Raw genomic sequence first — 11,518 nt, forward strand, 5'->3', positions numbered from 1 at the left:
CTCAAGAACGAAGCCGGCGTGCTGTAAGCGAAGCGGAAAGGGATCAAAGACATGGCAATTCTCCTCATCGCCGAACACGACAACGCTTCGCTCTCCGACCAGACCGCCAAGGCGCTGTCGGCAGCGCAGAAGATCGGTTCCGACATCGACGTCCTGGTGGCCGGCAAGGGTGCGAAGGCAGCCGCCGATGCGGCCGCCAAGCTCAAGGGCGTGCGCAAGGTTCTGCTGGCCGAAGCCGAAGAACTGGCCGAACGTCTGGCCGAGCCGACCGCAGCGCTCGTCGTCGGCCTCGCCGGCAACTACGACACCATCGTCGCCGCCGCCACCTCGACGGGCAAGAACGTCGCCCCGCGCGTTGCGGCGCTGCTCGATGTCGCCCAGGTCTCGGAGATCATCGAGGTCGTCGCCCCGGACACCTTCAAGCGTCCTATCTATGCAGGCAACGCCATCCAGACGGTGCAGGCGACCGACGCCAAGAAGGTCATCACCGTTCGTACGGCCTCGTTCCAGGCAGCCCCTGAAGGCGGTTCGGCCGCAGTCGAGACGGTTTCGGCTGCAGCCAACCCCGGCCTCTCGACCTTCGTTGAAAACAAGCTGTCGGAAAGCGACCGCCCGGAACTGACCTCGGCCAAGATCATCATCTCGGGTGGCCGCGCGCTTGGTTCGTCGGAAAAGTTCCAGGAAGTCATCCTGCCTGTCGCCGACAAGCTCGGTGCCGCCGTCGGCGCTTCACGCGCTGCCGTCGACGCCGGCTACGCCCCCAACGACTGGCAGGTCGGCCAGACCGGCAAGGTTGTGGCGCCCGACCTCTACATCGCCTGCGGCATTTCGGGAGCGATCCAGCACCTCGCCGGCATGAAGGACTCGAAGGTCATCGTCGCCATCAACAAGGACGAGGAAGCCCCGATCTTCCAGGTCGCCGACTACGGCATCGTGGGTGATCTTTTCGTCGTCCTGCCGGAACTCGAAAAGGCGCTTTGACGCCCCAACGCGTGCCGTATTAAAATATGATGGCCGGGGTAGACGAGTGCTACCCCGGCCATTTAGTTTGCATTGCACAAAACTAAAAAAGCCTTCGACGGGATAGGTGTGATGACGGGTAAGATCGAGACGATCGGTATTGTCGGCGCTGGCCAGATGGGCGGCGGCATCGCACATGTTTCCGCGTTGGCTGGCTACAGCGTTTTGCTCTACGACGTGTCACCGGAGCGCATCGAAAAGGGCATCGCAACCATCAACGGCAACCTGGCGCGCCAGGTCGCTTCGGGCAAGCTCGAAGACCAGGCCCGCAAGGACGCCATGGGCCGCATCTCGTCGGCGCCTGCCATGGCCGACCTCGCCAGCGCGGACCTCGTCATCGAGGCGGCGACCGAAGACGAGACCATCAAGCGCAAGATCTATGCGCAGCTTTGCCCGCAGCTGAACCCCGAAGCGATCCTGGCCACCAACACCTCGTCGATCTCGATCACGCGCCTCGCCGCGCAGACCGACCGTCCCGAGCGCTTCATCGGCATCCACTTCATGAACCCGGTTCCGGTGATGAAGCTGGTAGAGCTGGTGCGCGGTATCGCCACCGAAGACAAGACCTTCGAGACGGCCAAGGCCTATGTCCGCAACCTCGACAAGACGGTGACCGTGTCGGAAGACTTCCCGGCCTTCATCGTCAACCGCATCCTCTTGCCGATGATCAACGAAGCCATCTACACGCTCTATGAGGGCGTCGGCACGGTGGAAGCCATCGACACGGCGATGAAGCTCGGCGCCAACCATCCGATGGGACCGCTGCAGCTTGCCGATTTCATCGGCCTCGACACCTGCCTGTCGATCATGCAGGTGCTGCATGACGGCTTGTCGGACTCGAAGTATCGCCCCTGCCCGCTGCTGGTGAAATATGTCGAAGCCGGCTGGCTCGGCCGCAAGACCGGTCGTGGCTTCTACGATTATCGCGGCGAACACCCGGTTCCGACGCGCTGACGAAGTTCAGTTCAGCTGGGGCTGATACCATGCCGGTGTCCGGTCAGGCGGCATCGGCGCGAGTTCAACGCGATTGCGCCCGGCGCCCTTGGCTTCGTAAAGATTGAGATCGGCGATGCGGAAGAGCTCCGCGAAGCCGACGGGACGTTCGAACACCGCGCCGCCGACACTGACAGTCAGCCGGTGATCGCGGCCACCAGGCTGGAACGAAGCCTCGGCCACCGACCGGCGGATCCGCTCGGCGATATCGGCAGCATTAACCGGTGAAGCCCCCGGCAAGAATACGGCAAACTCTTCACCCCCGAGCCGGCCCAACATGTCGTCGGCACGCAGGCATGGCTGGATGGCGGCCACGATGATACGCAGCGCCTCGTCGCCTTCGGCGTGGCCGAAGCGATCGTTGATCGACTTGAAGTGATCTGCGTCGATGACCAGCAGTGCTCCCACTGATCGTCGACCGCGGCGCGCGATTTCGCGGGTGAGCACGTCGTCGACACGGGTCGAAAATGCTCCTCGGTTGAGGCAGGCCGTCAGCGCATCGGTTGACGCCGCGACCACGAGCTTGTGGTTGACGATCGCGAGCTCGCGCAGCTTGAGCGTCAGGTAGAAGAACAAAGGTGCCGCCAGAAGGATCGGCACTAATGTGGCTTCGATCAGCACGAGATCGAAGACTTCGGCGCTGGTGTTGCGGAAAAGCACATAGGTGACGGCAAGGGAGACCGCGACGCAGCCGAGCGTGCCGAACACCGTCCAGCCGGCGAGCTGCAGCCAGGCGCGTGGCGACAACTTCTTCAACGATGCCCGCAAGTGCCGTCACCTCCTTGAACCGGCCACGATCTTCCGTCGGGCCGCATGAACAGGAGGTTATCACTCGGGTGCAAATGCGAGCAATGACGCGATCAGTTGCACGATGCGGTGTGTGTGCCCGGTTGTGCGTCCTTCGACACGCTCAGGATGAGGGTCGCTTGCGCCGACCGCATCTTCGGAATCGCAGCGCAAGACCCGTTGGCACTGCCCGAGGATACCGAGCCGGACTCTCCAAACGGGGGCGCCAGCACCAACCGCCCTCATCCTGAGCGTGTCGAAGGACGCACGACCGGGCAGCCCAGGCCTAAACCCGCTTGCCGTCGCTGCCGAAGAAATGCAGCTTTTCGCGTCGGGCAAATATCGGCAACTGGTCGCCGATGCGCACCTCTGTGCGGCCGGGCACGCGCACCACGATCCGCCCGCCGGCAGCATCGCAGTAGAGAAAGCTCTCGGCTCCGACCGGCTCGACGCCAGCGACGTTTGCCATGAGCCGGAGTCCGCCGTCGAGGGCGGCATCGTCGGCGCCTACCTCGCAATCCTCCGGCCTGAAGCCGAGAGTCGCCGCGTTGTCGGCAACGGCCGGAAGCGTGACTGCGCCTTCAAGCTGGCCGCTTCGCAGGGGCAGAAGGTTCATCGGCGGCGCACCGATGAAAGAAGCCACAAAGGTCGAGGAGGGCTTCTCGTAGATGTCGAGCGGTGCGCCTTGCTGTTCGATCAGCCCGGCATTCATCACCACCAGAACGTCGGCCAGCGTCATCGCCTCGAGCTGGTCATGCGTGACATAGACCGAGGTGACGCCGAGCTTGCGCTGCAGGTTCTTGATCTCTACGCGCATCTGGCCGCGAAGCTTGGCGTCGAGGTTGGACAGCGGCTCGTCGAACAGGAAGACCTTGGGATTGCGCACGATGGCGCGGCCCATGGCGACGCGCTGGCGCTGGCCGCCCGACAGCTCGCGCGGGCGGCGTTCGAGCAGGTGTTCGAGCTCCAGCGTCTTGGCGGTGCCACGCACCCGCTTGTCGACCTCGTCCTTGGGCATGCCGCGATTGCGCAGGCCGTAGGCCATGTTGTCGTAGACCTTCATATGGGGATAGAGCGCATAGTTCTGGAACACCATGGCGATGTCGCGCTCGGTCGGGCCGATGGTGTTGACCACCTTGCCGTCGATGGAGCAGGTGCCGGCCGAGATGGTTTCCAGCCCAGCGATCATGCGCAGTAGCGTGGACTTGCCGCAGCCGGAAGGGCCGACGAGCACACACAGCGCCTTGTCGGGAATGGCGATGGAGACGCCCTTTACCGCTTCGACACCGCCTGGATAGACCTTGCGAACGTCCTTGAGATCGACGGTTGCCATTATTTCTCCGTATCGACGAGGCCGCGGACGAACCAGCGCTGCATCAGCACAACGACCAGGATGGGCGGCACGATGGCCAGCATGGAAGTGACCATCACCAGATGCCATTCGGTATCGGCGTCGGCGAACGAGATCATCTTCCTGAGCGCAATGACGATGGTGTTCATGTCGTTGCGGTTGGTGACGAGAAGCGGCCAGAGATATTGCGTCCAGCCGTAGATGAACAGAATGACGAACAGGGCCGCGATGTTGGTCCGCGACAAAGGCAACAGGATATCCCAGAAGAAGCGCCAGGGTCCGGCGCCATCGACACGTGCGGCCTCGACCAGTTCGCCCGGAATGGTGAGGAAGAACTGACGGAACAGGAGCGTCGCGGTGGCCGACGCGATCAGCGGCACGATCAGCCCGGTATAGGTGTCGATCAGGCCGAGATCGACCATCACCTTGTAGGTCGGCAGGATGCGGACCTCGACAGGCAGCATCAGCGTGATGAAGATCAGCCAGAAGAAGAACATGCGGCCAGGGAACCGGAAGAAGACGATCGCATAAGCCGACAAGATCGAGATGATGATCTTGCCGATGGCGATGCCGAAAGCGACGATGGTGGTGTTGATGAGCAGGGTCGCGACGCTGACTCCGCCGATACGACCAACGCCACCGAACAGCGCCTCGGAGTAGTTTTCGAGGAACCGGTCGCCTGGGAGCAATGGCAGCGGCGGGCGCAGGATGGTCTGCAGCGAATGGGTCGAGGCGACGAAGGTGTAGTAGATCGGGAACGCCACGATCAGGATGCCGAGGATCAGGATGGCATGCGCCATGTAGATGCCTGCCTTCGACTGGCCGATCATGAGCTTGTCGTGCCCGCTTGCGGGCGGAAGCGCCTTCGGCTCAGCCATAGTGCACCTTCTTTTCGACATAGCGGAACTGGATGGCCGTGAGCGCGATGACGATGATCATCAGGATCACTGATTGCGCCGCTGAGTCGCCGAGGATCAGATTGACGAAACCGTCATTGTAGACCTTGTAGACCAGCGTCTCGGTGGCCTTGCCCGGCCCGCCGCCGGTGACCGCGTGGATGATGCCGAAGGTGTCGAAGAAGGCATAGACCGTGTTGACCACGAGCAGGAAGAATGTGGTCGGCGCAAGCAGCGGAAAGACGATCGTCCAGAAGCGCTTGAACGGCTTCGCGCCATCGATGGCGGCAGCCTCGATCAGCGTCTTGGGGATCGCCTGCAGCCCGGCGACAAAAAACAGGAAGTTGTAGCTGATCTGCTTCCACGACGCGGCCGCGACGACGAGCGCCATCGCCTGCGAGCCGTCGAGCAACGGATCCCAGTTGATGCCGAGCCAACGCAGGCCATAAGCAAGCGAGCCGATCGACGGGTTGAAAAGGAACAGCCACAGCATGCCGGCGATGGCGGGTGCCACCGCATAGGGCCAGATCATCAGCGTGCGATAGAGGCCACGGCTGCGCACCACCTTCTCGGCCATGACGGCGAGCAGCAGGGCTGTACCCATGGCGACGGCGGCCACGGAAATGGAGAAGATTGCCGTGACTTGGATCGAGTTGAGGTAGTTGGGGTCCGACAGCACCTTTTTGAAATTGTCGAACCAGACGAATTTCGATGACAGGCCGAACGGGTCTTCCCTGAGCATCGACTGGCGCAGCGCCTGGCTGGCCGGCCAGTAGAAGAAGACCAGCGTGATCGCCAGCTGCGGGGCGACCAGCAGGTAGGGCAGGATCTTGTTGGGAAAGACGACGCGTGGGGACAATGAGGGCCTCGAGTCAGACGTCAGACGTTGATGCTGCCCCTCATCCGCCTGCCGGCACCTTCTCCCCGTAAACAACGGGGAGAAGGGACAAGCGGGAACGTGGACGCCCCCTCTCCCCGTTCTTCACGGGGAGAGGGTAAGGGTGAGGGGCAATTCCGAGCAGACGACCGAGATCAGTTGCCGATCGCTTCCTGGATCGCCTTGTTGCCGCGCGCGACGGTGTTATCGAGCGCCTGCTGGGCGGTCTGCTGGCCAGCGAGCATCTTTTCGAGCTCTTCGTTCTCGATGTCGCGGACCTGCGGCAGGTTGACGAGGCGCACGCCCTTCGAGTTTTCGGTCGGGGCCTTGCCCATCATCTGCTTGATCGGGATCTCGCGGGCCGGGTTCTTGTCGTAGAAGCCCGACTTCTTGGTTTCCTCATAGGCAGCGAGCGTGACCGGCAGGTAGCCCGATACCTGGTGCAGGCGGGCCTGGATCGGCGTCTGCGAGAGGAAGTTGAAGAAGGCGGCTACGCCCTTGTACTGCTCTTCGGGCAGTCCGGCGAAGACCCACAGCGAAGCGCCGCCCGGGATGGTGTTTTGCGGCGCGCCCGCGGCGTCTGCCTCGTAAGGCAGCTGGCCGGTGCCGTAGTTCATGCCCGACTTGACGATGTCGCCGAGACCGCCCGAGGATTCGGTGAAGATGCCGCATTCGCCGGCGAGGAAGATCTGCTTGGCTTCGGAGGTGCGGCCGCCATATTTGAAGGTGCCGTCCTTGGCGAGATCGGCAAGCTCCTGGAAGTGCTTGACGAAGGCAGGAGCGTTGATCTTGAGCTCGACGTCGGTACCGCCGATGCCGTTTTCATTGGTGCCGTAGGACAGGTTGTTCCAGGCGGCGAAATTCTCGGTGTGGATCCAGCTCAGCCAGGTCGAGGTGAAGCCGCAGGGCGCGGCACCGCTCGACTTGATCTTCTTGGCCGCGTCCCAGACCTGGTCCCAGGTCTTGGGCGGGTTGTCGACGTCGAGGCCGGCTTTCTGGAAGATGTCCTTGTTGTAGTAGAGGATCGGCGACGACGAGTTGTAGGGGAACGACAGCATGGTGCCGTCCGGCTTCGAATAATAGGCGACGATACCCGGCAGATACTGGCTCTTGTCGAAGGCCTGGCCGCCCATCGACAGGATCTCGGCGACCGGCTTGATGGCGCCTTCGGCACCCATCATCGTGCCCGTGCCGGCATCGAAGACCTGCATGATGGCAGGTGGCTGCTTGGCGCGGAAGGCGGCGATGCCGGCGTTCAGCGTCTCGGGATAGGTGCCCTTGAAAACCGGAACGATCTTGTAGTCGCTCTGGCTCTTGTTGAACTCGTCGGACAGCTGGTTGACGACCTCGTTGTTCGCGCCCGTCATGGCGTGCCACCATGAAATCTCGGTGACTGCGAAGGCGGAGGTGCTGGATAGCAATGTAATGGTGGCGGCAACTCCGGCCGCGAAGCCCAGGGTCTTCATGTCTCGCTCCCGTTCTGGTTGGCGAAATGTTTAGTTCCGCGAGGAGCAGTATTGTCGGATTATGACAGCGCGACAACAGTTTTGTAGCGATCATATGAAGGTCGCATTCGGCTCGCTTCGATTTCGCTTTCGCCACAACCTTGAGACATGTTTTCGTTTTCATAAGAAACGAAAGAAACTTGCCGAGAATTAGACTCGCCTCAACTATGGGCGGCGCCGGCTCACGAAAGGCTGGAAATGGAACGGGCATGCCGCCGGACACCCTTCGCGGACGAAAGCCGCGAAAGTCTTGTCTCAAACCACGCAATCATGAATTGCAGGCGCAACAGGTTAAACGTGTGTGGAAACTCTCGCCGCTATTTGGCGAGCGCGGCCTCGATCAGCTTCTTGGCGTCGGGGCTCGCCCACTCCGCCGGCCCGTTCATGTTGGCAAGCAGGCAGCCTTCGCCGTCGATCAGCAGCGTCACCGGCAGGCCGAGCGCCAGACCACGCTTCTTGAGATCGTTGAACACGCCGAGCGTGTTGTCGCGGTAGTAGCCCAGCGAGGAGACGTTGATTTCTTCGAGGAACTTCTTGGGCTTGGTATCGTCGCCGGTATCGACATTGATCGCCACCACCTCGAAATTCTCGCCGCCCATTTCGCGCTCGAGCGCATCGAGCGCCGGCATTTCGGCGCGGCATGGCGCGCACCAGGTCGCCCACAGATTGACCAGCAGCGTGCGCCCGCCATGGTCGGCGACCGTCATCGGCTTGCCCTGGGGATCGTTGAAGGCGAGCGTCTTGAGCGACTGCGGCGGATCGGCGGGCAACATCGCCGCCACGTGGCCGGTGGCCGCAGCGCCGATCGCCTTGGCGGCATCGGCCTTGGCGGCGCACAGCTTGTCGTCGGCGCTGGCTTGCGCACTTGTGTCGGCTGCCACTGTCGGCGACGGCGTCTTGTTGCCAGAAAGGGTGGTGCTGACATATACCGCGACCGCGCCGGCGAGCACGCCCGCGACGGCGGCAACTACAATATGGCGTGGGGCGGGAAACATTTTTCTGCGGTCCGACATCTAAACCAATTTTCTCCGGAGCCCGGTTATCACGATGAGCGACAAGAAGGCCAGCAACCAGATGTGGGGCGGACGTTTTGCCTCGGGCCCGGCCGCGATCATGGAGGCGATCAACGCCTCGATCGGCTTCGACAAGAAGCTGTACGCCCAAGACATAAGAGGATCCGTTGCCCATTCTGAAATGTTGGCGGAAACGGGCATTATTTCGGCTGGCGATCAACAGAAAATCGCTCACGGGCTGAACACGATCCTGCGAGAAATCGAAGACGGCAAATTTGCCTTCTCGACCCGTCTCGAAGACATCCACATGAACATCGAGTCGCGACTGGCCGAGCTGATAGGCCCTGCCGCCGGGCGCCTGCACACCGCACGCTCGCGCAACGACCAGGTGGCGGTCGACTTCCGGCTCTGGGTCAAGGACGAGTTCCACCGTGTCGCCGAAGCGCTCAAGGGGCTGATCGCGGCCTTCCTCGAACGCGCCGAGCAGCATGCCGCGACCGTCATGCCCGGCTTCACCCATCTGCAGACCGCCCAGCCAGTCACCTTCGGCCACCACTGCATGGCCTATGTCGAGATGTTTTCACGCGACCTTTCCCGCGTCCGCGACGCCATCGAGCGCATGAACGAGAGCCCCCTTGGCGCAGCCGCACTCGCTGGCACCGGCTTCCCCATCGACCGGCACAAGACGGCAGCAGCACTTGGCTTCCGCGAACCGACCCGCAATTCGCTCGACTCCGTGTCGGACCGCGACTACGCGCTCGAATTCCTGTCGATGGCTGCCATCTGCGCCACGCACCTGTCGCGCCTGGCTGAAGAAATCGTCATCTGGTCGACGCCGCAATTCGGCTTCGTGCGCCTGTCGGACAGCTATTCGACCGGCTCGTCGATCATGCCGCAGAAAAAGAACCCCGACGCCGCCGAGCTGGTGCGCGCCAAGACCGGCCGCGTCAACGGCCACCTGATCGGCCTGTTGACCGTCATGAAGGGCCTGCCGCTGACCTATTCCAAGGACATGCAGGAAGACAAGGAAGCGGTGTTCGACGCCGCCGAAACGCTCGACCTGATGCTGGCGGCGATGTCGGGTATGGTCACCGACATGACGATCAACGACCAGGCGATGAAGAAGGCCGCCGGCTCGGGTTATTCGACCGCGACCGACCTCGCTGACTGGCTGGTCCGCACCCTCGGCCTGCCCTTCCGCGAGGCGCACCATGTCACCGGCCGTGCCGTGGCGCTGGCGGAGCAGAAGAAGCTCGGGCTGGAAAAGCTCGCTCTTGAAGACCTGCAATCGATCCATCCCGGCATCACGGCCGACATCTTTTCGGTCCTGTCGGTGCAGAACTCTGTGAAGAGCCGCACATCCTTTGGCGGCACCGCTCCTGCCGAGGTGAAGAAACAGATCCGTTACTGGAAAAAGCGCCTCGCAAAAGCTTGATCGAGCCGGGGTGCAATGACCAAAAATCTCCGCTACAAGCGGCGGGGAAAATTTCTCGGACGGATGGATCGATGACCGCTGGCAAGATTGTGATGACGCTCGGGCTTATCGCGGCGGTCGGCCTGGTTTCGGCCTGTGGGCGCAAGAGCGGTCTCGACACGCCTTATGAGGCCGCCGTGCAGGCCCAAAAGGATGCACAAAAGGCCGGTCAGCCGGTCGGGCCCGCGCCACAGCCACCGGTCGCTGACAAGCCTTTCATCCTCGATCCGCTGCTCTGAGCGGCGCCCTGTTTTCGAAAGCCTGTTGCCGTGAACCATTTCGACTATCGTGACGGCGTCCTGCACGCCGAAGACGTGGCGCTGACCGACATTGCAAAGGCAGTCGGCACGCCGTTCTACTGCTATTCGACAGCGACCCTGACGCGCCATTTCAACGTCTTTTCCAAGGCCTTCGCCAACCTCGACTCATTGGTTTGCTACGCCCTGAAGGCGAATTCCAACCAGGCGGTGCTGAAGACGCTGGCCAGGCTCGGCGCAGGTGCGGACGTGGTGTCGGAAGGCGAGATGCGACGCGCCCTCGCCGCCGGCATTCCAGCCAGCAAGATCGTCTTTTCAGGCGTCGGCAAGACGGCACGCGAGATGGATTTCGCGCTGCAGGCCGGCATCTTGTGCTTCAACGTCGAATCCGAACCCGAGCTCGAGCTGCTTTCGGCGAGGGCCGTGGCCAACGGCAAGACTGCGCCGGTGTCACTGCGCATCAATCCCGACGTTGACGCAAAGACCCACAAGAAGATCTCGACCGGTCTCGCCGAAAACAAGTTCGGCATTCCACGCCAGCGCGCTCGCGAAGTCTATGCTCGCGCGGCCGCCCTGCCCGGCCTCAAGGTTGCCGGCATCGACATGCATATCGGCAGCCAGATCACCGAACTGCAGCCCTTCGACGACGCCTTTGCGCTTTTGGTCGAACTGGTCGCGACGCTGAAGGCCGACGGCCATGCCATCGAACATGTCGACCTCGGCGGCGGGCTTGGCATTCCCTACAAGACCGACAATTCGCCTCCGCCGCTGCCTGATGCCTACGCCGCGATCGTACACAAGCATGTCGGCAAGCTCGGCCTCAAGGTGATGTTCGAGCCTGGCCGGCTGATCGTCGGTAACGCCGGCGTGCTGGTCTCCGAGGTAATCTTCGTCAAGGAGGGCGACGCGAAGAACTTCCTGATCGTCGACGCAGCGATGAACGATCTCATCAGGCCGACGCTGTATGACGCCTTCCACGACATCCGCCCAGTGGTGCAGACGCCGGCCGATGCGCCGCGCATGATGGTCGATATCGTTGGGCCGGTTTGCGAGACCGGCGACTACCTCGGCCTCGACCGCGACCTTCCGAGGCTCCAGTCGGGCGACCTGATCGCGGTGAGCACTGCCGGCGCTTATGGTGCGGTCCAGGCAGGCACCTACAACACCCGTCTGCTGGTGCCCGAAGTGCTCGTCGACGGCGATCGCTTCCATGTCGTGCGCAAGCGTCAGACTTACGAGGAACTGATCGGGCTCGATTCCGTGCCCGACTGGTTGGCCTGACGAGCCGCGGCACCAGCGTTCCTTGCACATCCAACGGGATGTACAGCGCAATTACTGCACTTCAC

Annotated in this window: 11 protein-coding genes; 5 read left to right on the forward strand and 6 right to left on the reverse strand. The window is 62.4% G+C overall.

From position 1 onward, the window contains the following. Positions 1-51 precede the first annotated feature (51 nt). Both C8K44_RS21295 and C8K44_RS21300 read left to right on the forward strand, forming a co-directional pair. Entirely contained in the window at positions 52-981 is a 930-nt protein-coding gene (locus C8K44_RS21295; protein WP_109577782.1) for an electron transfer flavoprotein subunit alpha/FixB family protein, read from the forward strand. A 111-nt stretch (positions 982-1,092) separates the two neighbouring features. Continuing rightward, entirely contained in the window at positions 1,093-1,974 is an 882-nt protein-coding gene (locus tag C8K44_RS21300; protein ID WP_109577783.1) for a 3-hydroxybutyryl-CoA dehydrogenase, read from the forward strand. Positions 1,975-1,980: 6 nt separating this feature from the next. On the opposite strand, the gene C8K44_RS21305 is transcribed toward C8K44_RS21300, so the two are convergent. The 6 genes from C8K44_RS21305 to C8K44_RS21330 form a co-directional block, all read right to left on the reverse strand. Further along, on the reverse strand, positions 1,981-2,781 hold the full coding sequence (locus C8K44_RS21305) for a GGDEF domain-containing protein (protein WP_109577784.1): 801 nt from the start codon (positions 2,779-2,781) through the stop codon (positions 1,981-1,983). A gap of 304 nt (positions 2,782-3,085) precedes the next feature. Next, positions 3,086-4,132: a sn-glycerol-3-phosphate ABC transporter ATP-binding protein UgpC gene (ugpC, locus tag C8K44_RS21310; protein WP_109577785.1), complete on the reverse strand. Its 1,047-nt coding sequence runs from the start codon at positions 4,130-4,132 to the stop codon at positions 3,086-3,088. Further along, positions 4,132-4,980, reverse strand: coding sequence for a sn-glycerol-3-phosphate ABC transporter permease UgpE (gene ugpE, locus C8K44_RS21315; RefSeq protein ID WP_109577874.1), 849 nt, complete (start codon positions 4,978-4,980; stop codon positions 4,132-4,134). The genes ugpC and ugpE overlap by 1 nt, the downstream gene beginning before the upstream one ends. A 40-nt stretch (positions 4,981-5,020) precedes the next feature. After that, positions 5,021-5,905, reverse strand: a complete 885-nt coding sequence (gene ugpA, locus C8K44_RS21320) for a sn-glycerol-3-phosphate ABC transporter permease UgpA (protein WP_109577786.1) — start codon at positions 5,903-5,905, stop codon at positions 5,021-5,023. A 173-nt stretch (positions 5,906-6,078) separates the two neighbouring features. Beyond that, entirely contained in the window at positions 6,079-7,389 is a 1,311-nt protein-coding gene (ugpB, locus tag C8K44_RS21325; protein ID WP_109577787.1) for a sn-glycerol-3-phosphate ABC transporter substrate-binding protein UgpB, read from the reverse strand. A 356-nt stretch (positions 7,390-7,745) separates the two neighbouring features. Beyond that, positions 7,746-8,441 carry a TlpA disulfide reductase family protein gene (locus C8K44_RS21330; protein ID WP_109577788.1) on the reverse strand — a complete coding sequence of 232 codons (696 nt, stop codon included), beginning with the start codon at positions 8,439-8,441 and terminating at the stop codon, positions 7,746-7,748. Positions 8,442-8,475: 34 nt separating this feature from the next. Between C8K44_RS21330 and argH the strand changes: the two genes are divergently transcribed. The 3 genes from argH to lysA all read left to right on the forward strand — a co-directional run bounded on the left by argH (position 8,476) and on the right by lysA (position 11,453). Further along, positions 8,476-9,876 carry an argininosuccinate lyase gene (gene argH / locus C8K44_RS21335; RefSeq protein ID WP_109577789.1) on the forward strand — a complete coding sequence of 467 codons (1,401 nt, stop codon included), beginning with the start codon at positions 8,476-8,478 and terminating at the stop codon, positions 9,874-9,876. Positions 9,877-9,947: 71 nt separating this feature from the next. Beyond that, the gene (locus C8K44_RS21340; RefSeq protein ID WP_109577790.1) at positions 9,948-10,154 is read left to right on the forward strand and encodes a lipoprotein; all 207 of its coding nucleotides are present in this window, start codon (positions 9,948-9,950) and stop codon (positions 10,152-10,154) included. A 30-nt stretch (positions 10,155-10,184) separates the two neighbouring features. Then, positions 10,185-11,453 carry a diaminopimelate decarboxylase gene (lysA, locus tag C8K44_RS21345; protein ID WP_109577791.1) on the forward strand — a complete coding sequence of 423 codons (1,269 nt, stop codon included), beginning with the start codon at positions 10,185-10,187 and terminating at the stop codon, positions 11,451-11,453. Positions 11,454-11,518 lie beyond the last annotated feature (65 nt).

The sequence above is a fragment of the Aminobacter sp. AP02 genome, assembly GCF_003148805.1.
Lineage (GTDB): Bacteria > Pseudomonadota > Alphaproteobacteria > Rhizobiales > Rhizobiaceae > Aminobacter.